Annotated in this window: 27 protein-coding genes and 1 tRNA gene; 10 read left to right on the forward strand and 18 right to left on the reverse strand. The window is 61.5% G+C overall.

The annotated features are described in order from the left end of the window. Positions 1–32: 32 nt before the first annotated feature. From B9Z34_RS04480 to cysM, 3 genes are read right to left on the reverse strand one after another with little or no spacing between them, the layout of a single operon-like run. Positions 33–260 (reverse strand): sulfurtransferase TusA family protein, encoded by a 228-nt coding sequence (locus B9Z34_RS04480; protein ID WP_199220064.1) that lies wholly within the window; start codon positions 258–260, stop codon positions 33–35. Next, complete coding sequence (locus B9Z34_RS04485; RefSeq protein WP_108426925.1) at positions 260–817, reverse strand: NUDIX domain-containing protein; 558 nt, start codon at positions 815–817, stop codon at positions 260–262. The genes B9Z34_RS04480 and B9Z34_RS04485 overlap by 1 nt, the downstream gene beginning before the upstream one ends. An 11-nt stretch (positions 818–828) precedes the next feature. After that, the gene (gene cysM, locus B9Z34_RS04490) at positions 829–1,731 is read right to left on the reverse strand and encodes a cysteine synthase CysM (protein ID WP_108426926.1); all 903 of its coding nucleotides are present in this window, start codon (positions 1,729–1,731) and stop codon (positions 829–831) included. Between the two features lie 38 nt (positions 1,732–1,769). On the opposite strand from cysM, the gene B9Z34_RS04495 reads away from it, so the two are divergent. Next, positions 1,770–1,854, forward strand: a tRNA-Leu gene (locus B9Z34_RS04495). Positions 1,855–1,920: 66 nt separating this feature from the next. Here B9Z34_RS04495 and B9Z34_RS04500 read toward each other — a convergent pair. Then, positions 1,921–2,322, reverse strand: coding sequence for an RNA-binding S4 domain-containing protein (locus B9Z34_RS04500; RefSeq protein WP_108426927.1), 402 nt, complete (start codon positions 2,320–2,322; stop codon positions 1,921–1,923). Next, positions 2,319–3,281: an SDR family oxidoreductase gene (locus tag B9Z34_RS04505; RefSeq protein ID WP_108426928.1), complete on the reverse strand. Its 963-nt coding sequence runs from the start codon at positions 3,279–3,281 to the stop codon at positions 2,319–2,321. The genes B9Z34_RS04500 and B9Z34_RS04505 overlap by 4 nt, the downstream gene beginning before the upstream one ends. Positions 3,282–3,328: 47 nt before the next feature. On the opposite strand from B9Z34_RS04505, the gene B9Z34_RS04510 reads away from it, so the two are divergent. Together B9Z34_RS04510 and B9Z34_RS04515 are read left to right on the forward strand one after the other, a co-directional pair. Then, complete coding sequence (locus B9Z34_RS04510; protein ID WP_108426929.1) at positions 3,329–4,369, forward strand: CDP-6-deoxy-delta-3,4-glucoseen reductase; 1,041 nt, start codon at positions 3,329–3,331, stop codon at positions 4,367–4,369. 148 nt (positions 4,370–4,517) lie between these two features. Further along, positions 4,518–5,483, forward strand: coding sequence for a tripartite tricarboxylate transporter substrate binding protein (locus tag B9Z34_RS04515; RefSeq protein WP_108426930.1), 966 nt, complete (start codon positions 4,518–4,520; stop codon positions 5,481–5,483). 100 nt (positions 5,484–5,583) lie between these two features. Here B9Z34_RS04515 and B9Z34_RS04520 read toward each other — a convergent pair whose 3' ends face one another. From B9Z34_RS04520 to B9Z34_RS14785, 7 genes are all read right to left on the reverse strand, one after another. Continuing rightward, on the reverse strand, positions 5,584–6,300 hold the full coding sequence (locus B9Z34_RS04520) for an ABC transporter ATP-binding protein (RefSeq protein WP_108331346.1): 717 nt from the start codon (positions 6,298–6,300) through the stop codon (positions 5,584–5,586). A gap of 1 nt (position 6,301) precedes the next feature. Further along, on the reverse strand, positions 6,302–7,087 hold the full coding sequence (locus B9Z34_RS04525) for an ABC transporter ATP-binding protein (protein WP_233249409.1): 786 nt from the start codon (positions 7,085–7,087) through the stop codon (positions 6,302–6,304). Positions 7,088–7,098: 11 nt separating this feature from the next. Further along, positions 7,099–8,175, reverse strand: coding sequence for a branched-chain amino acid ABC transporter permease (locus tag B9Z34_RS04530; RefSeq protein WP_108426932.1), 1,077 nt, complete (start codon positions 8,173–8,175; stop codon positions 7,099–7,101). 11 nt (positions 8,176–8,186) lie between these two features. Beyond that, positions 8,187–9,116, reverse strand: coding sequence for a branched-chain amino acid ABC transporter permease (locus B9Z34_RS04535; protein WP_108426933.1), 930 nt, complete (start codon positions 9,114–9,116; stop codon positions 8,187–8,189). 187 nt (positions 9,117–9,303) lie between these two features. After that, positions 9,304–10,602 carry a replication-associated recombination protein A gene (locus tag B9Z34_RS04540; RefSeq protein ID WP_108426934.1) on the reverse strand — a complete coding sequence of 433 codons (1,299 nt, stop codon included), beginning with the start codon at positions 10,600–10,602 and terminating at the stop codon, positions 9,304–9,306. A 16-nt stretch (positions 10,603–10,618) separates the two neighbouring features. Next, positions 10,619–11,305, reverse strand: coding sequence for an outer membrane lipoprotein chaperone LolA (gene lolA, locus B9Z34_RS04545; RefSeq protein WP_233249410.1), 687 nt, complete (start codon positions 11,303–11,305; stop codon positions 10,619–10,621). A 5-nt stretch (positions 11,306–11,310) separates the two neighbouring features. Further along, the gene (locus tag B9Z34_RS14785; protein ID WP_108426935.1) at positions 11,311–13,713 is read right to left on the reverse strand and encodes a DNA translocase FtsK; all 2,403 of its coding nucleotides are present in this window, start codon (positions 13,711–13,713) and stop codon (positions 11,311–11,313) included. A 162-nt stretch (positions 13,714–13,875) separates the two neighbouring features. Here B9Z34_RS14785 and trxB point away from each other — a divergent pair, with 162 nt between their 5' ends. From trxB to rpmG, 3 genes are all read left to right on the forward strand, one after another. Beyond that, on the forward strand, positions 13,876–14,835 hold the full coding sequence (gene trxB, locus B9Z34_RS04555) for a thioredoxin-disulfide reductase (RefSeq protein WP_108426936.1): 960 nt from the start codon (positions 13,876–13,878) through the stop codon (positions 14,833–14,835). Positions 14,836–15,187: 352 nt separating this feature from the next. Next, positions 15,188–15,421, forward strand: a complete 234-nt coding sequence (gene rpmB / locus B9Z34_RS04560; protein WP_108426937.1) for a 50S ribosomal protein L28 — start codon at positions 15,188–15,190, stop codon at positions 15,419–15,421. A gap of 26 nt (positions 15,422–15,447) precedes the next feature. Then, complete coding sequence (gene rpmG, locus B9Z34_RS04565; protein WP_006298735.1) at positions 15,448–15,618, forward strand: 50S ribosomal protein L33; 171 nt, start codon at positions 15,448–15,450, stop codon at positions 15,616–15,618. A 264-nt stretch (positions 15,619–15,882) separates the two neighbouring features. On the opposite strand, the gene B9Z34_RS04570 is transcribed toward rpmG, so the two are convergent. Further along, on the reverse strand, positions 15,883–17,094 hold the full coding sequence (locus B9Z34_RS04570) for a fatty acid desaturase (protein WP_108426938.1): 1,212 nt from the start codon (positions 17,092–17,094) through the stop codon (positions 15,883–15,885). Positions 17,095–17,205: 111 nt separating this feature from the next. Further along, positions 17,206–18,504 carry an RsmB/NOP family class I SAM-dependent RNA methyltransferase gene (locus B9Z34_RS04575; RefSeq protein WP_108426939.1) on the reverse strand — a complete coding sequence of 433 codons (1,299 nt, stop codon included), beginning with the start codon at positions 18,502–18,504 and terminating at the stop codon, positions 17,206–17,208. Positions 18,505–18,559: 55 nt separating this feature from the next. On the opposite strand from B9Z34_RS04575, the gene B9Z34_RS04580 reads away from it, so the two are divergent. Beyond that, the gene (locus tag B9Z34_RS04580; protein ID WP_108426940.1) at positions 18,560–18,796 is read left to right on the forward strand and encodes a DUF1653 domain-containing protein; all 237 of its coding nucleotides are present in this window, start codon (positions 18,560–18,562) and stop codon (positions 18,794–18,796) included. Positions 18,797–18,876: 80 nt separating this feature from the next. Here the strand turns inward: B9Z34_RS04580 and purN are convergent, their stop codons facing one another. Next, positions 18,877–19,464, reverse strand: a complete 588-nt coding sequence (gene purN, locus B9Z34_RS04585) for a phosphoribosylglycinamide formyltransferase (protein ID WP_108426941.1) — start codon at positions 19,462–19,464, stop codon at positions 18,877–18,879. 118 nt (positions 19,465–19,582) lie between these two features. On the opposite strand from purN, the gene B9Z34_RS04590 reads away from it, so the two are divergent. Both B9Z34_RS04590 and B9Z34_RS04595 read left to right on the forward strand, forming a co-directional pair. Next, positions 19,583–20,764 (forward strand): acyl-CoA dehydrogenase family protein, encoded by a 1,182-nt coding sequence (locus tag B9Z34_RS04590; protein ID WP_108426942.1) that lies wholly within the window; start codon positions 19,583–19,585, stop codon positions 20,762–20,764. Positions 20,765–20,774: 10 nt separating this feature from the next. Then, on the forward strand, positions 20,775–21,890 hold the full coding sequence (locus B9Z34_RS04595; protein WP_108426943.1) for an acyl-CoA dehydrogenase family protein: 1,116 nt from the start codon (positions 20,775–20,777) through the stop codon (positions 21,888–21,890). A gap of 186 nt (positions 21,891–22,076) precedes the next feature. Here the strand turns inward: B9Z34_RS04595 and B9Z34_RS14700 are convergent, their stop codons facing one another. The 3 genes from B9Z34_RS14700 to B9Z34_RS04615 all read right to left on the reverse strand — a co-directional run bounded on the left by B9Z34_RS14700 (position 22,077) and on the right by B9Z34_RS04615 (position 24,344). After that, positions 22,077–22,625 (reverse strand): BrnA antitoxin family protein, encoded by a 549-nt coding sequence (locus tag B9Z34_RS14700; RefSeq protein ID WP_233249411.1) that lies wholly within the window; start codon positions 22,623–22,625, stop codon positions 22,077–22,079. A gap of 63 nt (positions 22,626–22,688) precedes the next feature. Next, positions 22,689–23,654: a DNA ligase gene (locus B9Z34_RS04610; protein ID WP_233249412.1), complete on the reverse strand. Its 966-nt coding sequence runs from the start codon at positions 23,652–23,654 to the stop codon at positions 22,689–22,691. A 132-nt stretch (positions 23,655–23,786) separates the two neighbouring features. Next, the gene (locus B9Z34_RS04615) at positions 23,787–24,344 is read right to left on the reverse strand and encodes an HNH endonuclease (protein ID WP_108427148.1); all 558 of its coding nucleotides are present in this window, start codon (positions 24,342–24,344) and stop codon (positions 23,787–23,789) included. A gap of 181 nt (positions 24,345–24,525) precedes the next feature. Between B9Z34_RS04615 and B9Z34_RS04620 the strand changes: the two genes are divergently transcribed. Beyond that, complete coding sequence (locus tag B9Z34_RS04620) at positions 24,526–25,563, forward strand: bifunctional riboflavin kinase/FAD synthetase (protein ID WP_108427149.1); 1,038 nt, start codon at positions 24,526–24,528, stop codon at positions 25,561–25,563. The last annotated feature ends 131 nt before the right edge of the window (positions 25,564–25,694 follow it).

Here is a 25,694-nt window from a genome sequence, read left to right on the forward strand (position 1 = left end):
CCTCCCACAGAAGAAGTGAGAGTGTCGGTTCTTCAACGGCGTTTGAGTGCAAACACAAATGCCGTCTCGGTCTTTTCCTGCATGACCAGCTCATGGCCGGTCTGCCGGGCAAAGGCCTCGAAATCGCGGGCCGCACCCGGATCGGTCGCGATCACCTTGAGCACTTGACCGCTGCTCATGTCGTTCAGGGCCTTCTTGGCCTTCAGAATGGGCAAAGGGCAGTTCAGGCCGCTGGTGTCGATTTCCTTGTCGATGTGCATCATGTGTCCTGACTTTGTTCTTGGCTTTGCGCGGCACGCTCTTCCCAGGTCATGAACTTGGGCTCGATGCCGATGGTGCGCAACCAGTCCCCCAAGGCGTAGCCCGTGCCGGCAGGCCAACAGATCAGATCCTGGAAGTCGAACATCTTGTACTCGGCCAACTCGGGCGACAAACGCACCTCGCCCTCGGCCACGGCATGGTAGGCGATGATCACCTGGTTCATGCGCTGGAAGTCGTACACGCCAATCAGCTTGAGCGCTGACACCTTCAAATTGGTTTCTTCGGCAATCTCGCGTTTGATGCCTTCTTCGGGTGTTTCTCCCGCCTCCATAAAACCAGTGATCAGCGCAAAACGCCGCCCGGGCCATGCGGCATTGCGTGCCAGCAAAATCTGGTCGCCCACCTGAACAATGCCCGCCAGCACGGGCGTGGGGTTGTTCCAATGGGTGAAGTCGCAAGCGGTGCAACGCAGGCGCATCGTCTCGCCCCCGTCTTCCATTTGCGAGAGCCAAGCCAGCGGATTGGCGCACTGGGGACAAAAACGGTATTCAGCCATGAAAACTCCGGTCAGGCGGGGAAAACGCCCGTGGACAGATAACGGTCACCGCGATCACACACGATGAAGACGATGGTGGCGTTTTGCGCCGTCTTGGCCACCTGCTGGGCGACCCAGCAAGCCCCTGCTGCCGAGATGCCCGCAAAAATGCCTTCGGTCCGGGCCATCTGGCGGCAAGTTTCCTCGGCGTCGTTCTGGCTCACATAAATCAGCTCATCCACCTGGCTGGGGTCGTAAATTTTGGGCAGGTACTCCTGGGGCCACTTGCGGATGCCCGGAATGCGCGAGCCTTCGCTGGGCTGGGCACCAATGATGCGGATGGCCGGGTTCTTTTCTTTCAAAAACCGCGACACCCCCGTGATGGTGCCGGTGGTGCCCATGGCGCTCACAAAATGAGTGACCTTGCCGCCGGTTTGCTCCCAAATTTCGGGGCCAGTGGTTTCGTAGTGGATGCGCGGGTTGTCGGCGTTGGCAAACTGGTCCAGGATGCGGCCCTTGCCTTGCGCAGCCATGTTGTCCGCCAAATCGCGGGCGTATTCCATGCCACCGCTCTTGGGTGTGAGGATCAGCTCGGCACCAAAGGCTTTCATGGTCTGGGCGCGTTCAATCGACAGGTCCTCGGGCATGATCAAGACCATGCGGTAGCCCTTGATGGCCGCGGCCATCGCCAGCGCGATACCGGTGTTGCCGGACGTGGCCTCGATCAAGGTATCGCCCGGCTTGATTTCGCCCCGCTCTTCGGCCCGCCGGATCATCGACAGGGCAGGACGGTCTTTCACCGATCCGGCAGGGTTGTTGCCCTCCAGCTTGCCCAGGATCACATTGTTTCGAGCCGCCATGTCGGCAGCCCCCAAACGCTGCAAAGCCACCAAGGGGGTCTTGCCGATCGCATCTTCAATGGTTGGATAAATCATCCCAATAATGTGCCATAATTTGGATCTTCACAAATACCGCCCGGGTGGTGAAATTGGTAGACTCAGGGGACTCAAAATCCCCCGCCGCAAGGCGTGCCGGTTCGAGTCCGGCCCCGGGCACCAGAGCAAAGCCGCAAGTTCTCGCAACTTGCGGCTTTTTTCTTGGGCACTTCGATCGCCCCCGCACCCTCAATCGATCCCCGCACTCCAGCGGTCGTTCCAGTTGCGATCGATTTGCCTGCGGTCTCGCTTGGTCGGGCGGCCTTGCTCGATGCTGAGTGCGGGTTCGCGGGCCAGACGGTGTTGCTCGGCGGCTTTTTGGCGGGCCGCGATGCTTTCCGGGGTTTCGGTGTACAGCAGCTGCGCCACCGGGGCCGGACCGCGCACACCACTGAGGCCTTGCACCACCACCGTGCGCTCCACGGCCCCTTGTCGCAAACGCACCGTGTCGCCGGGTTTGACCTCCTTGGAGGGCTTGGCATCCTGACCGTTGACCTGCACTCGACTCTTGCCGATCTCATCACTGGCCAGGCTGCGGGTTTTATAAAAGCGGGCTGCCCACAGCCATTTGTCGATGCGCAAGCAATTCATCGCGTACCCGAAAACAAAGCGCCTTGCGGGCTCAGGCCGTCGCGCACATGCGGGTAGTGCAAACGGATTTTCAACTCGTGCTTCATGCGGGTGTTGTCCAGACGGCGAGACTCGCTCATGAAGCTCAGCAGCATCAAGGGCAGCGCGGTGTTGGCGTCATGGCGCGAGATGCGAGGCGGTTTGGGCAAACCATACAGGCTGGCGGCCAGGTCAAAGTAGTCGCCCATTTTCAGATCGGTGTCGTCGGTGACGTTGACCACGCGCTGCGGCTTGCCGCGCCACAAAGCCGCAGCGCAGGCACGGGCCAGATCGTTGGCATGGATGTGGTTGGTGTAGACGTCTTCCTTGGCCACCAGCACGGGCGTGCCTTTGAGCAAGCGCTCACGCGGCGTACCGCCTTCGCGGTCGGGGGCGTAAATGCCTGGGATACGCAACACACTCATCCGCACGCCGCTGCGTCCCAGAAAACGCATCAGGTTTTCGGCATCGACACGGCGCTGGGCGCGTGGCGTGTGCGGGTTCACGGTCCGGGTCTCGTCGACACGATGGCCCCCGCAGTCGCCATAAACTCCCGTGGTGGAACCGTAGACCAGCGCTTGCGGTGGCGTGCGCAAACGCAGGGCACGCACCAAAGCCAGGCTGCGCGGATCGCGCTCGGATTCGCCGCGTCGGTCGGTGGGCGGTGGTGCCAGATGGATCACCCGGTGCGCAATGCCCGCCAGGCGCTTCAAGCTGGCCGCATCGTCCAGATTGCCCTGCAAAGGGGTGATGCCGCAGGCCCGCAGCAGCCGCACGCGCTCGGGCGATGACGTCAGGGCCATCAGGCGCACGCGTTGGCTTTGCGGAGCCCCCAATTGGCCCGCCGTGCGCAGCCCCACATCGCCGCAGCCGACGATCAAAACACGCTGGCGGCGAAAGCGGGCAGGCAGTGCGCCCAAGGGGGTTTGGTTTGAAGGCAAAATCAGGGGTTCCGGGTCAGAAACAAGCCCTCAAGGATACCGAAAAGATGAGCTTTCAAATTTCCGTGCAGCCCAGCGGCCGCAGCTTCACCGCCGACGACAACGAAACCCTGCTCGCAGCCGGCATTCGCCAGGGCATTGGGCTGCCCTACGGCTGCAAGGACGGCGCTTGCGGTTCGTGCAAATGCAAAAAAATCTCGGGCACCGTGGTGCACGGTCCGCACCAGGCCAAAGCCCTGAGTGACGAGGAAGAAGCCCAAGGCTTGGTGCTGACCTGCTGCGCCACCGCCCAGAGCGATGTGGTGCTCGAATCCAAACAAGTGACCGCAGAGGGCGGCCTGCCCGTCAAAAAGATGCCGGTGCGCGTGGTCAGCCTGGAGAAAAAGTCGCATGACGTGATCGTGCTGAAGCTGCAACTGCCCGCCAACGACGTGATGAAGTTCCACGCGGGCCAGTACATCGAGTTTTTGTTGCGTGACGGCTCGCGCCGCAGCTACAGCATGGCCAACGCCCCGCACACCCTCGAGGTGGCACCGCCCACGGTGGAGCTGCACATCCGCCACATGCCCGGCGGCAAGTTCACCGACCCGGTGTTCACCACCATGAAGGAAAAGGACATCCTGCGGGCCGAAGGTCCGTATGGCAGCTTTTACCTGCGCGAAGACAGCAACAAGCCCATGGTGCTGTTGGCCTCGGGCACAGGCTTTGCGCCCATCAAGGCACTGATCGAGCACATGCAGCACCGGGGCATCACCCGCCCGGCCACTTTGTACTGGGGCGGCCGCCGCCCGGCCGACCTGTACATGAGCGACTGGATCGAAGCGCGCCTGGCCGAGATGCCCAACCTGCGTTATGTGCCTGTGATCTCGAATGCTGAAGCCGAAGACCAGTGGACCGGCCGCACCGGCTTTGTGCACCAGGCCGTGCTGCAGGACTTCCCTGATCTCTCGGGCCACCAGGTCTATGCCTGCGGCGCGCCCATCGTGGTGGACTCGGCCAAGCGCGACTATGTGGCCCAAGGCGGTTTGCCTGAAGAAGAGTTTTATGCCGACTCGTTCACGTCTGAGGCGGACAAAGCGAAAGCCTAGTCGACAGCTTGGGGGCAGCCCCCAAAATTTACCGTGGGAGGCTGCCCCTGCAGCCGAACGACCGCACCAGCCATGGCAAACATTCGCGAGCAGGGGCTCGCTCCCACAAAAAGCCTTTGCACTGATCTTCTTTCGCCAGGAGCCTGAAATGACTTTGATCACCCGCCGCCAATTTGCTGCCGCTTCACTCGCATTCACTGCCCCAACATGGGCGCAAGGCAAGCCGATCCGCATCATCGTGCCTTACGCACCCGGCGGCCCGATCGACGTCACGGCGCGGGCCTTGGCCGAGCGGGTCAAAGACAGCTTGGGCACCGTGATCATTGAAAACCGGCCCGGCGCAGGCGGCAACCTGGGCGCTGACCTGGTAGCCAAGGCTGCGCCCGATGGCCTGACGATCGGCATCGCGGCCACGGCCACGCACGCCATCAACCCCTGGCTGTTCGCCAAGATGCCCTACGACGCCAGCCGCGACTTTGCGCCTATCACGCAAATGCTGCGCGTGCCCAATGTACTGGTGATGAACGCCGAAACCGCACAGCGCCTGAAAATCAACACCCTGGCCGATCTGGTGGCGTATGCCAAAGCCAACCCGGCCAAGCTGAACTTTGGCTCAGGCGGCAACGGCAGTGCCGGCCACCTGGCGGGTGAGATGTTCAAGCGGGCCGCTGGCATTTTTGCGGTGCACATCCCCTACAACGGTGGCAACCCCGCGCAACTGGCCTTGTTGTCGGGTCAGGTCGATTTCAACTTCGACAACCTGGCCACGGCTGCAGCCAACATCAAAGCGGGCAAACTCAAGGCGCTGGCGGTCACCACCGCCCAACGCAACAGCGCCTTGCCCGATATCCCGGCGATGAGCGAGACGCTCAAAGATTTTGAAATCGACACCTGGTGGGGCCTGGTCGCCCCAGCCGCCACACCGCGCGATGTGGTTGAGCGGCTGAACAAGGCCTTTGCGGCAACGCTGCAAGCGCCCGAAACCAAAACCCGTTTCGCCCAACTGCTGGCAGAACCTGTCGGCAACACGCCTGAACAGTTTGGCGCCTTCATGAAGAAAGAGTTGGCACGCTACGAAAGCGTGGTCAAGGCCAGCGGCGCACGGGTGGATTGAACCCGTTGCTGTAGAGGCAAGAAGATGGACCCCGCGGATCAAGTCCGGGGTGACAACAGAGCGTTGTCATACCGGACTTGATCCGGTATCCAGACTGCGATCACTCACCCAAATAGGCTGCACGCACTTTGGGGTCTTCCAGCATGTCCTTGCCCACGCCGGTCATGGTGATGAGACCAGAGTCCATCACATAGCCGCGGTCGGCAATGGCCAAGGCGCGGCTGGCGTTTTGTTCCACCAGCAGCACCGTGACGCCCTGGGCGTACACATCGCGCACCACCTCAAAGATCTTGTCGACCATGATGGGCGACAAGCCCATGGACGGCTCGTCGAGCAGCAAGACCTTGGGGCGGCTCATCAAAGCACGGCCCATGGCCAGCATTTGCTGCTCGCCGCCGGACATGGTGCCCGCCAGCTGGTCCTTGCGTTCACGCAGACGCGGGAAGATGGTGAACATCTTCTCGATGTCGTCGGCAATGCCTGCAGCGTCCGAGCGGATGTACGCGCCCATTTGCAGGTTTTCGGTGATGGTCATGCGGGTGAACACGCCGCGGCCTTCCGGCACCATGGCCAGGCCTTGCTTGACCAGGTCCCAAGGGCCCTGGCCCTGGATGCTTTTGCCCAGGTACTCGATGTCACCGGCCTGCAGAGGCAAGGTGCCGGTGATGGCTTTCATGGTGGTGGTTTTGCCCGCGCCGTTGGAGCCGATGAGCGACACCAGTTCGCCCTCGCGCACCTCCAGGCTCACACCCTTCACGGCCTGAATGCCGCCGTAGCCGACCTGCAGGTCTTTGACTTTCAAAAGAACATTGGCCATCTCAGTGCCCTCCTGTGCCCAGATAGGCTTCAATCACTTTTTCGTTTTTCTGCACTTCAGCAGGCGTGCCCTCGGCAATCTGTTTGCCGTAGTCCAGCACCGTGACCCGGTCACACAAGCCCATGACCAGCTTCACATCGTGCTCGATCAGCAAGATGGTGCGGTTGTCCTTGCGGATCTGGTCGATCAGCTCGCGCAACTGCACCTTCTCGGTCGCGTTCATGCCGGCAGCGGGCTCATCCAGCGCGATCAATTGCGGGTCGGTGGCCAAAGCACGGGCGATTTCCAGTCGACGCTGGTCGCCGTACGACAGTGTGCGGGCCTTGTAGTCGGCGTATTTGCCAATGCCCACGTAATCGAGCAACTCTTGCGCACGCTTTGCAATCGCGGCTTCTTCGGCCTTGAAACCGGCAGTGCGGAAAATCGCACCCAGCAAACCCGAGTGGGTGCGCACATGGCGGCCCACCATCACGTTTTCGAGCGCCGTCATTTCGGCGAACAAACGGATGTTCTGGAAGGTGCGGGCAATGCCCGCCTTGGCCACTTCGTGCACGGCTGTGGGCTGGTAGGGCTTGCCGGCCAGCTCAAAAGTGCCGCTGTCGGGGGTGTACAGGCCCGTGATCACGTTGAAGAACGTGGTCTTGCCTGCGCCGTTGGGGCCGATCAGGCCATAGACCTGACCGCGTTGAATGGTCATGCCCACGTCGGTGAGGGCTTGCAGACCGCCAAATCGCTTGGAAATGCCCGAGACGTTGAGTACGGTGTCTTGGTTGGCTGTTGGGTTCATGTTCTGCTCCTTCATTTCGTCTTGAGCGATTTGCCATGCTCAGGCGAAGGCCACAGCCCACGGGGACGCATCAACATGATCACGATCATGGCCAGCGCCACCAGCAGCTGGCGCAAAATGGCCGAGTCCAGTCGGCCCCCGGTCATCTCTTGCAAGGGACCCGCCACGTAGCGCAACACTTCGGGCAAAGCCGACAACAAGATGGCGCCCAGAATCACGCCCGGCAAATAGCCGAGGCCACCCAGCACCACCATGGCCACGATCATCACCGACTCCATCAGGCTGAAGGACTCGGGCGAGATGAAGCCCTGGAAGCCGGCAAACATCGCACCCGAAACGCCGCCGAAGGTAGCGCCCATGCCAAAGGCCAGCAGCTTGAGGTTGCGGGTGTTCAGGCCCATGGCTTTGGCTGCAATTTCGTCTTCGCGGATCGCCATCCAGGCGCGGCCAATGCGGGAAATTTCCAGTCGGTGCGAGATCAAAATCGTGACCAGCACCAAGCTGAGGAACAGGTAGTAATACAGCGAGACCGAAGCGATTTCAAAATCGCCAATCATCAGTTTCTTGCCCAGGTTCAGCCCAAAAATCGAAATCGGATCGATCTGGTCCAGGCCCTTGGGGCCGTTGGTGATGTTGACCGGGTGGTCCAGGTTGTTCATGAACACGCGGATGATTTCGCCAAAGCCCAAAGTCACGATGGCCAAATAGTCACCGCGCAGCTTGAGTGTGGGCGCACCCAGCAACATGCCGAACAAACCGGCCAGCGCCGCACCCACCGGCACGATCAGCCAGATGGGCATGTGCATGCCGGTCGGATACGCCGCAGCGATCCAGGCAAAGGTGTTGGTCAGGTGCGGCGAGGACAGCAGACCGTACATATAGGCCCCCACAGCGAAGAAGGCCACGTAACCCAGGTCCAGCAGACCCGCATAGCCCACCACGATGTTCAGGCCAATGGCCAACAAAATGTAGAGCAAGGCCATGTCGGCGATGCGCACCCAGGCGTTGCCGAACATCTGCAGGATCAGGGGCAAGGCGATGAGCGCTGCACCGATCAGGATGTATTGAAGTGTCTTGTTGTTTTTCATGTTCGGCTCCATCAAGCGCGATCGGCCACACGTTCACCCATGAGGCCCGAGGGACGCAAGGTCAACACGACGATCAAGACAATGAACGCAAAGATGTCGGTGTAATGGCTGCCCAAAATACCGCCCGTGAGGTGGCCGATGTAGCCCGAGCCAATGGCTTCGATCAGGCCCAGCAAAATGCCGCCAATGACCGCGCCCGACAAGTTGCCAATGCCGCCAAACACCGCCGCGGTGAAGGCCTTCAGGCCTGGCAAGAAGCCCATGGCGTGTTGCACCGTGCCGTAGTTGGAGGCGTACATCACACCCGCAATGGCCGCCAAAATGGCACCGATCACGAAGGTGGCCGAAATCACCATGTCGGGCTTGACGCCCATGAGACCCGCCACACGCGGGTTCTCAGCTGTGGCCCGCATGGCGCGGCCCAGACGTGTGTAATTGACCAGCCACATCAGGATGGCCAGCGACACGGCCGTGACGCCCAAAATCATGATTTGGGTGGGCGTGATGACCACGCCACCCATGTTGATGGGGGTGCTGGACAGCAAGGTGGGGTAAGCCTTGTAATTGGGCTTCCAGATGATCATGGCTAGGGTCTGCAGCAAGATGCTCATGCCAATCGCGGTGATCAGGGGGGCCAGTTTGGGGCTGTTGCGCAAGGGCCGGTAAGCGATTTTTTCAATCGAATAGTTCAAGACCACGGCCACCACACACGCAATCAGCGTGGCCAGGATCAGGATGACCCATCCTGGTGCACCCGGCATGGCGTCACGCATCATGCCGATGGCGGACCAGCTCGTCAGAGCCCCCACCATCAGCACTTCACCGTGTGCAAAGTTGATCAGGTTGATGATGCCGTACACCATGGTGTAGCCCAAGGCCACCAAGGCGTACATGCTGCCCATGACCAGGCCGTTGATGACCTGCTGGAAGAAGACGTCCATGTATTTCTCCGTTGTTGATCTGCGCTTAGCGGATCTTCGCGTCGGTTGTTGTTCTCATGTCAAGAATCACCTTTTGGGTGAGGGCTGACAACTAGCAAAAACCCCGCCAGATTTGCGCAGCATCTGGCGGGGGTGGCGGGATTGTAGTGAAAGAAAGTATCCCCTCAGTATTCATTCCCGTCCGGAATTACCCTGTGGCCGAATTTTTCTTTCGCAGTTCTTCCAGTTTGTCGGCAATTTTGATTTCCAGGCCCCTGCGCACGGGTTTGTAAAAACCGGGTTCGGGCATGCCTTCGGGCAAATAACGCTCGCCCGCAGCGAAACCGTCCTCTTCATCATGGGCGTAACGGTAGCCCTTGCCGTAGTCCAGCTGCTTCATGAGCTGGGTGGGCGCATTGCGCAAATGCATGGGCACCGGGCGGGTGCCGTCTTTTTTGACCCAGGCCTTGGCCTCGTTGAAGGCCTTGTAAGCGGCATTCGATTTGGGGGCCACGGCCAGGTAAATCACGCACTGGGCCAGCGTCAGCTCCCCCTCAGGGCTGCCCAAGCGCTCGTACGCCTCGGCGGCGTCCAGCGCCATGCGCAGCGCACGCGGGTCGGCCAGGCCAATGTCTTCGCTGGCCATGCGGATCAAACGCCGCGCCATGTAGCGCGGGTCTGCACCGCCGTCGAGCATGCGCACGAACCAATACAGGGCGGCATCGGGGTCGGAGCCGCGCACCGATTTGTGCAGGGCGCTGATGGTGTCGTAGAACTGCTCGCCACCTTTGTCGTAGCGGCGCATGCGCTCGCCCAGCACACGCATCAGCCAAGCGTCGGTCACCGGGTCGATGCTTTCCTGCTGGGCCGCCATGGCCAGGGTTTCCAGGGTGTTGAGCAAACGCCGGGCATCGCCATCGGCATAGGCCAGCAAGCGCGCCAGAGCCTCAGGCTCGATGGCGGGGATGGCTTGAATGGCCTGCGCCCGCAACACGATGCTTTGCAGATCTTCTTCGGTCAGAGGCTGCAGCACATACACCGCCGCCCGCGACAACAAGGCCGAATTCACCTCGAAAGAAGGGTTCTCGGTGGTGGCCCCGATGAAGGTGAACAGGCCGCTTTCCACATGCGGCAAAAACGCGTCTTGCTGGCTTTTGTTGAAGCGGTGCACCTCGTCCACAAACATGATGGTGCGCTGAGGGTGCAAGCCTGTGCGGGCGGCTTCGGCTTTTTCCACCGCTTCGCGGATGTCCTTAACGCCGCCGAGCACCGCGCTGATGCTCAAGAATTGCGCATCAAACGCATCGGCCATCAAGCGGGCGATGGTAGTTTTGCCCACCCCTGGCGGCCCCCACAAAATGCAGCTGTGCGGCTGACCCGACTCAAACGCCAAACGCAAGGCCATGCCCTCGCCCAACAAATGCTGCTGGCCGATCACCTCCCCCAAGTGGCGCGGGCGCAAGCGCTCGGCCAAGGGGGCATGGGGCGACAGACTGGCGGCTTTCATCGGCACTCGAACGGCATCAAGGCCGAATGACGTCCACGCCCGCCGGAGCCTTGAACACAAAAGTGCTGACGGGCAAAACCGGGTTGAGCTCAAAAGCCGTGAAAGTCAGCAAGGAGCGCTGACCCAGGCTGTCCTGCACATCGAGCACGGCCAGCTCGGGGCCGGAGGGCGCTGCACGCAAACCCACCATCACCGAGCGAATTTGCCCGTCCGGCGATTGGGGCGTGGCCCGCACCCATTGCAGACCGTCACGGTCAGGCTCGGGCGTGAACTGAAAGTCGTTTTTCAGGGCCTGCAAATCCGAGGCCCCGGTGAGCAAAGCGGCCGGGGTTGAGCCCAGCGCCTGTGATTGCTGGCGGGCCGTGACCTGGTTCAGGTCCACATCGTGCAGCCACAAGGTCTGCCCATCGGCCACGAGGGTTTGCACAAAAGGCTTGCGGTAGTCAAAGCGGAACTTGCCAGGTCGCTGGAACTCGAAACGGCCACTCGATGTTTTGGTTCGCGGGGTCTGGCCCGCGCGGCTGGGCGAAGTGACCACCTGGGTGAAGTCGGCGCGGCCGCTGCGGGCCTGCTTCATGAACTGGGCCAGCAGGTCCAAACTGCTGGCCTGTAGAGGTGCGATCCAAACCCACAGCGCCACAGCCAGCCAGCCCTTGCCCAGAAAAGCCAGCGCCATGCGACGGGTGAAAAACAGGCGGGTCATCGCACTCACTCGGCCCGTGCGGGCACCAAAATTTCACGCTGACCACTGCCGCTCATGGCGCTGACCAGACCGGCTTTTTCCATGTCTTCCACCAAGCGGGCAGCGCGGTTGTAGCCAATCTTGAGGTGGCGCTGCACCAGCGAAATGCTGGCCTTGCGGTTCTTCAAGACCACTTCCACCGCCTGGTCGTACATCGGGTCTTTCTCGCCGCTGTCGCCCTCGCCCAGCATGCCGCCATCGTCGTCCACCGTGCCACCTTCGAGCACGCCCTCGATGTAGTCGGGCTCGCCCTGGCTCTTGAGGTAGCTCACCACGCGGTGCACTTCTTCGTCGCTGACAAAAGCACCGTGCACGCGAATTGGGAAGCCCGTGCCCGAGGGCATGTACAACATATCGCCCATGCCCAGCAGGGCTTCGGCACCCATCTGATCGAGGATGGTGCGGCTGTCGATCTTGCTCGACACCTGAAAGGCAATGCGGGTCGGGATGTTGGCCTTGATCAGGCCCGTGATCACGTCGACGCTGGGGCGTTGGGTGGCCAAGATCAAATGGATACCGGCCGCACGGGCCTTCTGGGCCAAGCGTGCAATCAGCTCTTCAATCTTCTTGCCGACCACCATCATCAAGTCGGCCAACTCGTCAATCACCACCACGATGTGCGGCAGGCGCTTGAGCGGCTCCGGGTCATCGGGTGTGAGGCTGAAGGGGTTGTAGATGAACTCTTCGCGGGCAGTGGCTTCGTCGATTTTCTGGTTGTAACCGGCCAGGTTGCGCACACCCATCTTGCTCATCAGTTTGTAGCGCTTTTCCATCTCGGCCACACACCAGTTCAGGCCGTGAGCGGCCTGGCGCATATCGGTGACCACCGGGGCCAGCAGGTGCGGAATGCCTTCGTACACCGACATTTCCAGCATCTTGGGGTCGATCATCAACAGGCGCACATCGCGTGCTTCGGCTTTGTAGAGCAGCGACAAAATCATGGCGTTGATACCCACCGACTTGCCCGAACCCGTGGTACCGGCCACCAAAACGTGCGGCATCTTGGCCAGATCAGCCACCACCGGGTTGCCAATGATGTCTTTGCCCAGGCCCATGGTCAGCAGGGACTTGGCCTCGTTGTAAACCTGTGACCCCAAAATCTCGCTGAGCTTGATCGACTGGCGCTTGGCGTTGGGCAACTCCAGCGCCATGAAATTCTTGCCGGGAATGGTCTCGATCACCCGGATGGACACCAGACTGAGCGAGCGCGCCAGGTCTTTGGCCAGATTCACCACCTGCGAGCCTTTGACGCCCGTGGCCGGTTCGATTTCGTAACGCGTGATCACCGGGCCTGGGGCTGCGGCCACCACACGCACCTCGACACCAAAATCCTTGAGCTTTTTCTCGATCAGGCGGCTGGTCATTTCCAGCGTCTCAGGGGACACCGTTTCTTGCCGCACGGACAAGCTGTCGAGCAAATCCACTTGCGGCAGCTTGCTGTCGGGCAGTTCGGTGAACAGGGGCTTCTGGCGCTCCTTGACCACCCGGTCGCTGCGCGGCACCTCCATCACGGTGGGCTCAATGACCCTGGGGACAGGGGGCGGCGCAGGCAATGGCACGGGCTCCAGATCGAGTTGACCTTCGGGTGCGGCCGTCAGAGGGTTCAGGTCCCATTGCGGCTCAATGGCCTGCAAGGGTGTGGTTTGCTCGCGTTCGCGCAGTGCCTTCTGGCCCAGGGCCAGATCCTCCTCAATTTCCCGCTTCACATGGCGGGACTGGATCAGACCGTCAATGCGGGCACCGATCGATTCGGCCAACTGCCCCCATGAAAACCGGAACACCATGGCGACACCCGCCACCACCAAGGCGATGCCCATCAAGGCCGCGCCCGTGAAACCGAGCCAGCGCACGCTGGCGGAGCCGACCAGATAGCCCAGAACGCCGCCACTGTGCCCGGGCAAATGGGCCTCCAGCCGGTACAAGCGTGCCCACTCCATGCTGGCGCTGGCGGTCAGCAGCACCAGCAGGCCGAGCCAGAAAATCCAACGGCTGCGCGGGCCAGCCGCCACTTGGCCTGACGACTCTTCGTCGGAAGGACCGCGCATCCAGCGGGCCAAGCCGACCAACCAGGCACGGCCAGCGGCCGCCAGGCACCACCAGACGGAATACCCCAAACCGAAATAAGCCAAATCGGCCAGCCAGGCGCCCAAAGGCCCCACCCAATTGCGCACCCCCTGGCCGCTGCCCGAGGTAGACCAAGCCGGATCGGCAGGGTGGTAACTCATCAAAGCCAGCAGGCACAGCAGCAACAAGGCACCGCCCATCAACAAAACGATTTCCTGGGCGAATCGGGCCCAGAAAGTCTGAGGCGCCTCCAGCGCCTTGTCCCGGGCCGTCGGGTTGGTCAATGTGTGCAGGGAATAGGTCATAAATTAAGCCTCAAGCTTACCCGATCAGGCCCCATCCAGACCGCGGACAGCGCAGGCGCAAGACCTCTTTGCGCTTTGTCTTTGACGGTTTCTTACAATCAGACGATTCGGTGCATTGCACTGGCTTTCCTTTCAACCGTCCGCCCAACCTGATCGCTCACCATGTCTGCCTCTGCCAAACACGCCCAAGTCCTGATTCTGGGCTCCGGCCCTGCCGGCTACACCGCCGCCGTCTACGCCGCCCGCGCCAACCTGAAACCTCTGCTGATCACCGGCATGGCCCAGGGTGGCCAGCTCATGACCACCACCGAAGTGGACAACTGGCCCGCCGACGTGCACGGCGTGCAAGGCCCGGACCTGATGCAACGCTTTCAGGAGCATGCCGAGCGCTTCAACACCGAAATCGTGTTTGACCACATCCACACCGTCAAGCTGGAGCAACGCCCCTTCACCCTGATCGGTGACAGCGGCACCTACACCTGCGACAGCCTGATCATCGCCACGGGCGCATCGGCCAAATACCTGGGTCTGCCCTCTGAAACTGCCTTCATGGGCCGCGGCGTGAGCGGCTGCGCCACCTGCGATGGCTTCTTCTACCGCGACCAGGTCTGCTGCGTCGTGGGTGGCGGCAACACCGCCGTCGAAGAAGCCCTGTACCTGTCCAACATCGCCAGCAAGGTCTATTTGATCCACCGCCGCGACAAGTTCAAGGCCGAGCCCATCTTGGTCGACAAGCTCATGGAGAAGGTCGCCGCTGGCAAGATCGAGCTCAAAACCTTCCAGACCCTGGAAGAAGTGCTGGGCGACGCTTCGGGAGTGACTGGCGTTCGCCTGAAAAGCACCAAAGATGGCTCCCTGCACGACGTCGAACTCAAGGGCTGCTTCATCGCCATTGGCCACGCCCCCAACACCGACATCTTCCAGGGCCAGCTGGAGCTCGAAAACGGCTACATCGTGACCCAAAGCGGCCTCAAAGGCTTTGCCACCCAGACCTCGGTGCCGGGCGTGTTCGCTGCGGGTGACGTGCAAGACCACGTCTACCGCCAGGCCATCACCAGCGCAGGCACGGGCTGCATGGCCGCGCTCGATGCGCAGCGTTTTCTGGAACAGCACAACGGTTAACGCCTTGCGGACCTGAGTTTTCCTGCCAACGGATTGCAAATGGGCGCAGGGGGGTGCCTTCCGGGGTTCAGAGGCGCTTCGCTTTGCCACATCACCCCGGCAGCCCCCCCTGCGCCCACCCACCAGGGGCAAAACTCCCCAGGCTTCAAGGCATTCAACAAAAAAGCCCCCGCTTTCTAGCTATAATTCAAAGCTTTGCTGGAACTGCCCGGGTTGTCATTCGGGATCACGGAGCCAGCGATCTGGGATACCGCCACCCATCTTGGCGAGGTGAGGCTGGAACGCCAGGCCCCATGCAAATCTGCATGAGGCCCATCGGCACCGGCTGTTTGAAAAGTATCGGAGTGTCCACATGGCACGCGTTTGCGACGTAACGGGCAAAGGCCCAATGACCGGGAACAACGTTTCCCACGCCAACAACAAAACCAAGCGCCGGTTCCTGCCGAACCTGCAATACCGTCGTTTCTGGGTCGAGAGCGAGAACCGTTGGGTGCGTCTGCGCGTCTCCAGCGCCGCCCTGCGCCTGATCGACAAAAATGGCATCGATGCCGTTCTCGCTGACCTGCGCGAACGCGGTCAAGCCTAAACCCAGAACATTAGGAGTCATCTACCATGGCAACCAAAGGCGGACGCGAAAAAATCAAGCTGGAATCCACAGCTGGCACTGGTCACTTCTACACGACCAGCAAAAACAAGAAAACCATGCCCGAGAAAATGTCGATCATGAAGTTCGACCCCAAAGCTCGCAAGCACGTGGAATACAAGGAAATCAAGCTGAAGTGATTCGGCCTGAGCCTTGCAACAAAAAACCCGCTGTTCATGCAGCGGGTTTTTTTATGCCTGAAATGGGCGAATGTGGCACTCTGTTCAGCTACGCACTGCCAGCTACGACACATCAATAGCCATACCAACCCGGCCCTAAGAGCCTTCGACCGGCATGGATACCCGCATGCGCGGGTATGACACCTCTGCCCACGCCAACACATCCCCGTGCCCCAAAAGCAAACAGGGCCCGAAGGCCCTGTTTGGAACGACTGCTGGCAAAGATCAGGCCGCCTGGCGAACGGCGCGCAACTTGACCGAGAAGTCGCGCAAGGCGGCGATGCCGCTTTCTTCGGCGCGGCGACACCAGGCTTGCAAATCAGCGGCCAGTTGCTCGCGTGAGTGCGAGGTGTTCAGCCAAATCTGGCTGAGCTCTTCACGCATTTGCACCATTTTGTCGAGCACAGGGCTCGCGGCGCGAGCTTGTTTGAGCTGGGCTTGAGCAGACACAGGGACTTTGGCCGCATCGCGGTGCAACCAGCGTTGCGCCGTCTTCAGGGCATGGGCATCCAGTTTGATCTTGCTGGCTTCTTGCTGCATGACGGTTTTCACGTTACGGGCGTAACCGGCCATCACTTCGTAGCGGTTGGCGATCAGGGCTTCCAGCGTCTTCTCGTCGGCCACAGGGCGGATGTCACCATAAGCCAAGCGGGGCGGTGTCTTCTTGACGGTGGCCAGACCCAGCGTTTCCAGGGTGCGGATGTACAACCAGCCGATGTCGAACTCGTAGGGCTTGACCGACAGCTTGGCCGAGGTGGGGTAGGTGTGGTGGTTGTTGTGCAACTCTTCGCCACCGATCAGGATGCCCCAGGGCGAAATGTTGGTGCTGGCGTCGTGCGCCTCAAAGTTGCGGTAACCCCAGTAGTGCGCTGCACCGTTGATGATGCCAGCGGCCGTGATCGGGATCCAGGCCATTTGCACGGCCCAGACGGTCAGACCGATGAAGCCAAACAGCGCCACGTCGATGATCAGCATCAGGGCCACACCTTGCCAGGAAAAGCGGGTGTAGAGATTGCGCTCGATCCAGTCGTCAGGCGTGCCGTGGCCGTAGCGCTGCAGGGTTTCCTTGTTCTTGGATTCCTTGCGGTACAGCTCGGCCCCGGTGAACAACACGGTCTTGATGCCATGCACATGCGGGCTGTGGGGGTCTTCGGCCTGCTCGCACTTGGCGTGGTGCTTGCGGTGGATGGCCGCCCACTCCTTGGTCACCTGGCCGGTGGTCAACCACAGCCAGAAACGGAAAAAGTGCGAGGGAATGGCGTGCAGGTCCAAGGCGCGGTGCGCCTGGTGGCGGTGCAGGAAAATCGTGACGCTGGCGATGGTGATGTGGGTCAGGCCCAAGGTGATCAACACCATTTGCCACCAAGCCAAATCGAACAGGCCGTGGCCCATCCAATGAATGATTGCATCGAGAAAAGCCCAATCAGGCAACAACATGAGTTCGTCTTTCTACTGACGCCTGATTTCAGGCAATTTGTTGATTTTAAGTTTTCCAGCCCCAAAAGGACAGCTGTTTCGACCGTTTTCAAACAGAATGAAACAGAAAATTCACTTTCTGACCCAAGCCGCGGCGAAAAATCCGTCCGTCGCATGGCGGTGAGGCCAAAGTCTCAGGAATGTGCCGGCTGGCGGGGCATCGGGGTGGGTATCGCCCGATGGGGCCAGTGAGCACAGACTGGCGGCGTGGGGCACTTTGAGCCTGTCGAGCTCTTGAGCCACATTCAAAGGGACAAAGTCCGGGTTGGCGGCACTGAAAGCTTGCGCAATCAACTCGTTTTCCTCGGGCAACACGCTGCAGGTGGCATACACCAGGCGACCGCCCGATTTGACCATCCGGGAAGCACTTTGCAGGATGGCTTGCTGCTTTTCAGTCAGCTCTTGCACAGCTTGGGGCTTTTGCCGCCACTTCAAGTCGGGATTGCGGCGCAAGGTGCCCAGACCCGAACACGGGGCATCGACCAGCACGCGGTCAATCTTGCCCGCCAGGCGTTTCACGCGCTCATCGCGCTCGTGCGCAATGGCCGCGGGGTGCACATTGGACAGACCGCTGCGGGCCATGCGGGGTTTGAGGGCATCGAGGCGGTGACCCGACACGTCAAAGGCGTACAAACGGCCCGTGCTGCGCATGGCCGCGCCCAGCGCCAGCGTTTTGCCGCCCGCGCCCGCGCAAAAGTCCACCACCATCTCGCCACGGTGGGCGTCCACCAGCAAGGCCAGCAGCTGCGAGCCTTCGTCCTGCACCTCGATCGCCCCCCGGGTGAATGCGTCGGTCTTTTGCAAAGCGGGTTTGCCTTGCAGGCGCAGGCCCCAAGGCGAGTAAGGCGTGGGCTCGGAGGCGATACCCGCTTGCGCCAGCTCTTTCTGGATGTCGCTGCGCTTGGCTTGCAGCATGTTCACGCGCAAGTCCAGCGTGCCAGGTTGCTGCAAATGCTCGGCCAAGTCCCAAAAATCCTCGCCCAGCTGGGCTTGCAGGGCTTGCGCCATCCAGTCGGGCAGGTTGTGGCGGTGCGGGGCCATCAAGGCGTCGGCCGGGATGGCGTCGCAAGTGGCCAGCCACTTTTTCTCGGTGTCGTTGAGCGCAGAGGCCAGAAAATCGCGCGGGCCAAAAAAGCCCAAAATCGCCAGCTTGCGCTCTTTGGCGCCGGAGCCCGAGCGGGCCAGTTGTTCAAACAGCAACTTTTTGCGCAGCACCGCAAAAGCGGTTTCGGCCAGGGTGGCACGCTCACGGGGGCCCAGCGAGCGGTGTTCACGGAAATAGCGCGACACCACAGCGTCGGCAGGATGTTCAAATTGGAGGATCAGCCTGACCAGATCGGCGCAGGCGTCTAAAAGGGCTTTTGGATGCATAGGGCTGCATTGTCCCATCCCCGCCCCTGGATCAGACACACAACACAGGAAAGACATGTCAGAACCACTGCCACCGATGATCGAAACGCCCAAAGGGCTGTACCGCCATTACAAAGGCGGCCAGTACCGCGTGCTGGGCACCGTGCGCCACAGCGAAGACCTGCAGCCCATGACGCTGTACCAGGCGCTCTATGGCGAGCAAGGCCTGTGGGTGCGGCCCGCAGCCATGTTTGCAGAAGTGGCCGAGTTCAATGGCAAAGTCCAGCCCCGCTTCACCCGGATCGGGGACTGACGAGGGATTGGCACGTCGGTGGCTTCAGCCCCGACAGGCATGGCTGGCCTGAAGCCCATGTCGGGGCTGAAGCCGCCGGCCTAAGAAGGCAGGCCACGCAGAAATTCAGCCACCGCCCGCGGGTAAATGATGTGCTCTTGGCCCAGCACCCGCTCGGCCAGGCTGTCGGCCGTGTCATCGGCCAAAACTGGCACCACCGCCTGCGCCAGGATGGTGCCATGGTCCAGCTCGGCCGTAACCTGATGCACCGTGGCCCCGGCAAAACGGCAACCGGCATCGATCGCCCGCTGGTGCGTGTTCAACCCCGGGAAGGCCGGCAACAAGGACGGGTGGATGTTGAGCAAGCGCCCGGCATAGTGCGCCACAAAACCAGGGGTCAGGATGCGCATGAAGCCCGCCAGCACCACCAAAGCGGGCGCATGCCGGTCGATCTCGGCCATGAGCGCCGCATCAAAGTCTTCGCGGCTGGCAAAAGCCTTGTGGTCCAGCACCTGGGTCGCGATGCCGTGGTCTTGGGCGAAAGCCAGACCCGGGGCATCGGCCCGGTTGCTGAGCACGGCGGCCACCCGGGCGTTCAAGCGTTGGGCCCAGTGGCCCCGCTCTGCGGCACGCACGATCGCAGCCATGTTGGAGCCCGAGCCCGAAATCAGAATGACGATGTTTCTCATGAAGGGCTGGATTATCCCTGCAGGCCCCGGGTCTGCCGACATTTGTCGCACCAAGGACAAGCCGGATCGCCCTGCGCGTGATAAAAAGCACGGTCGTTTGATTTTGAGAGAAAACCCCATGGATTTGGCATTCACCCCCGAAGAGCTCGCATTCCGCGACGAGATTCGCACCTGGGTCAAGGCAAACTTGCCCGCTGACATTTCGCACAAAGTGCACAACGCCATGCGCCTGACGCGTGACGACATGCAGCGCTGGGCCAAGATCCTTGGCAAAAAAGGCTGGCTGGGCTGGGGCTGGCCCACGCAGTTTGGCGGCCCCGGCTGGACCGCCGTGCAAAAGCATTTGTTCGAAGAAGAATGCGCCCTGGCCGGTGCCCCCCGTGTCGTGCCTTTTGGCCCGGTGATGGTGGCCCCCGTGATCATGGCTTTTGGCAACGCCGAGCAGCAAAAACGCTTTTTGCCCGGCATCGCCAGCGGCGAAGTCTGGTGGAGCCAGGGCTACAGCGAGCCGGGCTCCGGCTCGGACCTGGCCTCGCTCAAAACCCGCGCCGAGCGCGTGGGAGACAAATACATCGTCAACGGCCAGAAAACCTGGACCACCCTGGGCCAATACGGCGAGTGGATCTTCTGCCTGGTGCGCACCAGCACCGAAGGCAAACCCCAAACCGGCATTTCCTTCTTATTGATCGATATGAAGTCGCCCGGCATCACCGTGCGCCCCATCAAGCTGCTGGACGGCGAGTGCGAAGTCAACGAAGTCTGGTTTGACAACGTCGAAGTGCCCGCTGAAAACCTGATCGGTGAAGAAAACAAGGGCTGGAACTACGCCAAGCACCTGCTGGCCCACGAGCGCACCAACATCGCCGACGTGAACCGCGCCAAGCGTGAGCTGGAGCGCTTGAAGCGCATCGCCAAAACCGAAGGCGTGTACGACGACCTGCGTTTCCGTGACGAGATCGCCAAGCTCGAAGTCGACATCGTGGCGCTGGAGATGCTGGTGCTGCGCGTCTTGTCGGCCGAAAAATCCGGCAAAAACTCGCTCGACATCGCAGGCCTCTTGAAGATCAAGGGCAGCGAGATCCAGCAACGCTACACCGAGCTGATGATGCAAGCCGCAGGCCCCTTTGCCCTGCCCTTCATCTTCGAAGCCATGGACGCAGGCTGGCAGGGCAACTTCCCCGGCGGCACGCTGGCCAACGCCCCCCTGGCCGCCAACTACTTCAACATGCGCAAGACCACCATTTACGGCGGCAGCAACGAAGTGCAACGCAACATCGTCGCCCAGACAGTTCTGGGTTAAGGAGACACACATGGATTTCGATTTTTCTGACGACCAGGAACAACTGCGCGACGCGGTGCGCAAATGGGTGGACAAGGGCTACGACTTTGACCGCCGCCGCGCCATCGTCGCTGCAGGCGGTTTTGACCGCGCTGCTTACGGCGAAATGGCCGAGCTGGGCCTGACGGGCCTGTACGTGAGCGAAGAGCACGGCGGGATGGGCATGGGCCCCACCGAAGCCATGGTGGCCATGGAAGAACTCGGCCGCGGCATCGTGCTCGAACCCCTGACCCAAACCCTGATCACCAGCGCCACGCTGCAAACCCACGCCCCGGCTGCCCTGCAAGCCGCTTGGTTGCCGCGCATCGCGGCAGGCGAAGCCATCGTGGTGCTGACGCATCAAGAGCGCGCTGCCCGCTACCAACTGAACCGCTGCGCTGCGCTTGCCAGCGAATCGGGCGGCGCCTGGACCGTGACCGGCACCAAGAGCGTGGTGGCTGTGGGTGACCAGGCCGATGCCTTTGTGGTGCCCGCCACCGTGAACGGCCAGATCGCCCTGTTTTTGGTGGAGCGCAGCGCCAGCGGTGTGAGCACCCAGGCCTACGGCACGCAAGACGGCTCACGCGCTGCCGAAGTCGTGCTCAAGCAAGCCCCCGCGCAGCTGATTACCCTGAACGGCCTGAGCGCTTTGGAAGAAGCCGTGGACATCGGCATCGCCTGCACCTGCGCCGAAGCCGTGGGCGTGATGGACAAAACCATGGCCATCACCGTGGACTACATGAACACGCGCAAGCAGTTTGGGGTGGCGATTGCCAGCTTCCAGGCCCTGCGCCACCGCGTGGCCGACATGAAGATGCAGCTGGAGCTGGGCCGCTCGATGAGCTACTACGCCAGCCTCAAGCTGCACGCGCCCGCCGACGAGCGCCGCCGCGCCCAGGCCCGTGCCAAGTACCAGCTGGGCGTGTCCATGCGTTTCATCGGCCAGCAAGCGGTGCAGCTGCACGGCGGCATTGCCGTCACCGACGAGTACATCGTGAGCCACTACTTCAAGAAATTGACGCAGCTGGACATGACCTTTGGTGACACCCTGCACCAGCTGGGCGAAGTGTCGGCCCGCATGCAGGAGACGGCAGGCGTGTTCGCCTGAAGAGAACCAGGAACCCGAGCAAGCGGGGAGGGCTGCACTGGCCGGGCGATGTGGCAAAGCGAAGTGCCTCTGAGCCCGACCCGTGCGCCCTTCCGGCTTGCGGCTAAAAATCAGATTCTTCTGAATGAGCAGCCCAACAAGCAGGCCCCGAGTGGGGCCTTTTTGATGCTCAAAACTTCCGGTTGGCTACACCGGAGAGTGGGCTCGCACCCAGTCACGCATGGCGTCATTCATTCGGGTCTGCCAACCCTTACCGGTGGAACGGAAAGCTTCCAGCACATCTGCATCCAAGCGGATGGTGATGCGTTCTTTGACGACCTCAGAGCGGGGTCGCCCGCGTGGCTTGAGCATCGTCTGTACGGCCTGGTTCCCGAACAGCTCGGGCAACACCTCTGCTGCAGGGCGGGCGCGGGCAAAGTCTGCATCCGTCCATTCCGGGTTGTCGGAATCAATCAGTTCTGGATTTGGGCGTTTTGGCATATCTCTTGACCTCTCTCGAATTGGCCTTGCGCAAACTGATGACATGCACCCTGCCTTCGCGCGGCGTGAATACAACGACGTGAACCGCCCCCCGATGAACCCTAGCACCTGAAATCGCCGCTCTCCATAGGCTTTGCGGGTGTCTTCCTCCATCAGCGCATGGGCCCAGTCAAGCTGCTCGACAAGCTCAAACGGCAAACCTCGGCTCGCTATGTTGGTGGCGTTTTTGGCTGGATCGAATCCAATCTTCACCATTTTATTGTATGCACATTAAATTAAGGTTGCAAATTTTTAGAGGTTCTGAATAGCCTTGATGGCTCACTCCGACTCGCGCACCCGCAAAAAAGAAGCAAAACGCGGCAAACCCGAGGGTGTGCGCTCGCGGTAACGGTAAGTGACCCAAGCCCCCACGGGCGGCGGGTTGCGGCGCTGAGCATCGCTCAATCCAGACCCCAAGGCAAAGCGCTGGCCCGACGGCATCTGCACCAGCAAAGCCCCGGTCATGCCCGCCAAACGCCCCTTGCCCGGCTGGTGGCCCACCACCAAGCCCTCTTCATCAGGCTCGGGCTTGAGCTTGAAGAGCGCATCGCTGCGGCCGGGCTGCCACATGGCATCGGTCCGGTGCAGCATCAGCCCCTCGCCGCCTTGGCGCACTGTGTCCTGCAACAAGGCTTGCAAAGCGCGGGCATCGCTCACCTCGCGCTGCGCCACGGGCACCAGCCAGGGCTGCTGCGCTTGCGCCAGTGTGGATTGCACAAAAGCTACCCGCTGCGCAAACGGGGCGGCATGGCCAGGCGCGTCAAACACCAGGTACTTCACCGCCCGCCAGGCCTCGTTGTCGGGTTCGGCCTGGCGCACCACACCCGAGAGCCGGTCAAACGCCCCGCGCGCCATCCACAGCTCGCCGTCGAGCGCCACCCGGGGCAGCGCCGACAAGAACCAAGCCGGGGCCGCAATCACCCGGCCACTGCGAAAACGCAAGTCCTGCCCATCCCAAACCGCCCGAACACCGTCAAATTTTTCGCTCAACAGAAAACCTTGCGGGGAGCGTCCTGGAGGCCAGGGCATGGCCAGCTGAACGCCACGCGATCCCCCAGACTGAACCGGCCCCGAGGCCTGGGCCCGAACACTTGGCATCAGCCAAGGCGACAGGACCAGGACCGACAAGCTGGTGCGTCGGCTCAGGCTCAAAGTGGGGGGCTGAATCAGAGGCAGTTGTGAGGTACTGGCCTTAAGGCCTGCTGCGTCGCTGCCCGGCAAAAAAGCCAAGAGTGGATGGTGCATGGTCAGTCTCCCTGAAAGCCCCAATACCCGGGCGTAGCCTTGGAAGCCAGCGGGTATGTGTTTTTTTGTTTTCAGGAAGTGATGATGCGGCGCTTTGCCCGCCAACGCAAGCCGCCTGGCCAAGCTGCCCGTTCAGGCCATCAAACGTGAATTCTTGGGGACATGTGCCATCAAAAACGCCATCTGGTCAGCCAGGATGCGGCGGTTGCGCAGGATGAAGTCCTCCCACAGGCTGGGCACATAGGGCGCGTACAGCAAAGGCATCTTGGCTTGTTCGGGCGTGCGGCTGCTTTTGCGGTGGTTGCAGGAGCGGCAAGCCGTGACCACGTTCATCCAGTGGTCGGGACCGTTCTGGCACAGGGGCACGATGTGTTCACGGGTCAACACCGACTCATGGAAATGCCCACCGCAATACGCGCACAGGTTGCGGTCGCGCACAAACAGTTTGGTGTTGGTGAGGCCCGGGCGCATGTCAAACGGGTTGATGCGAGGCACGCCCTGGGTGCCGATGATGCTGTTGACGGTGATGATGGATTGCTGTCCGGTGAGCGCGTTGTGTCCGCCATGAAAAACGGCCACTTGCTGACCCGCTTCCCAACGCACCTCATCGGCCGCGTAATGCGTGACCGCCTGCTCCAGCGTGATCCACGATTGCGGCAAGCCTTGGGCCGAGAGTTTCAAAACCTTCACAGACGCCTCCATCCAACAGTTCAAAAAAACCACTGACACGAAAAGTTCCGTCTCGATTGGGCCCCGAGCGCTGGGGTGCCACCGCTGGGGAATCGGGCTCAGTCACAATATACCCTCTTACATTGACAAATCCGTGAAAGCTGGCGCTTGCCCAGCGCACAGGCAGGACATGAGCAGCGACATGAAGGTTTTCCGAGGCTTCCACCACCCCGACTTGGCCCCCGCTTGCGCTCTGACCATTGGCAACTTCGACGGTGTACACCGTGGCCACCAGGCCATGCTGGCCCTCTTGCGCAGCGAAGCCGCGCACCGCGACGTGCCCAGCTGCGTGATGACCTTCGAGCCCCACCCCCGTGACTACTTTGCCAAGGCCCTAAACAAGCCCGATCTGGCCCCGGCCCGCATCGCCACGCTGCGCGACAAACTGCAGGAGCTCGAGCGCTGTGGCGTGGACCAGGTGGTGGTGCTGCCTTTTGATGCGCGGCTGGCCAGCCAGTCGCCCGAAGACTTCATCCAGCAGGTGCTGGCCCGGGGCCTGGGCGTGCGCTACGTGCTGGTGGGCGACGATTTCCGCTTTGGCGCCAAACGCGCGGGTGACTACGCCATGCTCGACGCCGCAGGCCAGCGCCTGGGCTTTGACGTAGCCCGCATGAACAGCTACGAGGTGCATGGCCTGCGCGTGTCCAGCTCGGCCGTGCGCGAGGCACTGGGCCAGGGCCGCATGCAGGACGTGGCCGCTCTGCTGGGTCGCCCCTACAGCATCAGCGGCCATGTGGTGCATGGGCGCAAATTGGGCCGCGAGTTGGCCGCCACAGCGCAAGGCGCTGGCGACGGCTTTCGGACGTTGAATTTGCGTTTCTCGCACTGGAAACCAGCCGCCAGCGGCATCTTTGTGGTGCAGGTGCATGGCCTGGCCGAACAGGCCCTGAAGGGCGTAGCCAACTTAGGCATCCGGCCCTCGCTGGACCCGAACGATGTGAATGGCGGGCGCGTGCTGCTCGAGACCCACGCCTTCGACTGGCCCGCCCATCTGGGGGCCGAGGGGGGCTACGGTAAAATCATCCGCGTGGACTTGCTGCATAAATTACACGACGAGCTCAAATACGACGGTCTGGACGCCCTGACACAGGGCATTGCCAAAGACTGCGACGATGCACAAGCGTGGTTTGCCTCCCGCCATGGTGAAACCAGCCGCCAAACCACCCGCGACCGAATTTGACGCTCCGGCCCTCGTTTGCTGCCCTTCGACAGGCTCAGGGCGAACGACCTCCACGGCCCACCCCCTCTTGATCTCTCCGAACGGCCCGCCGCTCGGGCTGAGCTTGTCGAAGCCCTCTCGACCCGACGCAC

The organism is Limnohabitans sp. Hippo3, from assembly GCF_003063665.1.
Taxonomy (GTDB): domain Bacteria; phylum Pseudomonadota; class Gammaproteobacteria; order Burkholderiales; family Burkholderiaceae_C; genus Limnohabitans_A.

Bases quoted from the DNA above. Each gene is read 5' to 3' on its own strand.
- B9Z34_RS04480 (WP_199220064.1), bottom strand. From the start codon at position 260: ATGCACATCGACAAGGAAATCGACACCAGCGGCCTGAACTGCCCTTTG.
- B9Z34_RS04485 (WP_108426925.1), bottom strand. From the start codon at position 817: ATGGCTGAATACCGTTTTTGTCCCCAGTGCGCCAATCCGCTGGCTTGG.
- cysM (WP_108426926.1), bottom strand. From the start codon at position 1,731: ATGATTTATCCAACCATTGAAGATGCGATCGGCAAGACCCCCTTGGTG.
- B9Z34_RS04500 (WP_108426927.1), bottom strand. From the start codon at position 2,322: ATGAATTGCTTGCGCATCGACAAATGGCTGTGGGCAGCCCGCTTTTAT.
- B9Z34_RS04510 (WP_108426929.1), top strand. From the start codon at position 3,329: ATGAGCTTTCAAATTTCCGTGCAGCCCAGCGGCCGCAGCTTCACCGCC.
- B9Z34_RS04515 (WP_108426930.1), top strand. From the start codon at position 4,518: ATGACTTTGATCACCCGCCGCCAATTTGCTGCCGCTTCACTCGCATTC.
- B9Z34_RS04520 (WP_108331346.1), bottom strand. From the start codon at position 6,300: ATGGCCAATGTTCTTTTGAAAGTCAAAGACCTGCAGGTCGGCTACGGC.
- B9Z34_RS04525 (WP_233249409.1), bottom strand. From the start codon at position 7,087: ATGAACCCAACAGCCAACCAAGACACCGTACTCAACGTCTCGGGCATT.
- B9Z34_RS04530 (WP_108426932.1), bottom strand. From the start codon at position 8,175: ATGAAAAACAACAAGACACTTCAATACATCCTGATCGGTGCAGCGCTC.
- B9Z34_RS04535 (WP_108426933.1), bottom strand. From the start codon at position 9,116: ATGGACGTCTTCTTCCAGCAGGTCATCAACGGCCTGGTCATGGGCAGC.
- B9Z34_RS04540 (WP_108426934.1), bottom strand. From the start codon at position 10,602: ATGAAAGCCGCCAGTCTGTCGCCCCATGCCCCCTTGGCCGAGCGCTTG.
- lolA (WP_233249410.1), bottom strand. From the start codon at position 11,305: ATGACCCGCCTGTTTTTCACCCGTCGCATGGCGCTGGCTTTTCTGGGC.
- B9Z34_RS14785 (WP_108426935.1), bottom strand. From the start codon at position 13,713: ATGACCTATTCCCTGCACACATTGACCAACCCGACGGCCCGGGACAAG.
- trxB (WP_108426936.1), top strand. From the start codon at position 13,876: ATGTCTGCCTCTGCCAAACACGCCCAAGTCCTGATTCTGGGCTCCGGC.
- rpmB (WP_108426937.1), top strand. From the start codon at position 15,188: ATGGCACGCGTTTGCGACGTAACGGGCAAAGGCCCAATGACCGGGAAC.
- rpmG (WP_006298735.1), top strand. From the start codon at position 15,448: ATGGCAACCAAAGGCGGACGCGAAAAAATCAAGCTGGAATCCACAGCT.
- B9Z34_RS04570 (WP_108426938.1), bottom strand. From the start codon at position 17,094: ATGTTGTTGCCTGATTGGGCTTTTCTCGATGCAATCATTCATTGGATG.
- B9Z34_RS04575 (WP_108426939.1), bottom strand. From the start codon at position 18,504: ATGCATCCAAAAGCCCTTTTAGACGCCTGCGCCGATCTGGTCAGGCTG.
- B9Z34_RS04580 (WP_108426940.1), top strand. From the start codon at position 18,560: ATGTCAGAACCACTGCCACCGATGATCGAAACGCCCAAAGGGCTGTAC.
- purN (WP_108426941.1), bottom strand. From the start codon at position 19,464: ATGAGAAACATCGTCATTCTGATTTCGGGCTCGGGCTCCAACATGGCT.
- B9Z34_RS04590 (WP_108426942.1), top strand. From the start codon at position 19,583: ATGGATTTGGCATTCACCCCCGAAGAGCTCGCATTCCGCGACGAGATT.
- B9Z34_RS04595 (WP_108426943.1), top strand. From the start codon at position 20,775: ATGGATTTCGATTTTTCTGACGACCAGGAACAACTGCGCGACGCGGTG.
- B9Z34_RS14700 (WP_233249411.1), bottom strand. From the start codon at position 22,625: ATGGTGAAGATTGGATTCGATCCAGCCAAAAACGCCACCAACATAGCG.
- B9Z34_RS04610 (WP_233249412.1), bottom strand. From the start codon at position 23,654: ATGCACCATCCACTCTTGGCTTTTTTGCCGGGCAGCGACGCAGCAGGC.
- B9Z34_RS04620 (WP_108427149.1), top strand. From the start codon at position 24,526: ATGAAGGTTTTCCGAGGCTTCCACCACCCCGACTTGGCCCCCGCTTGC.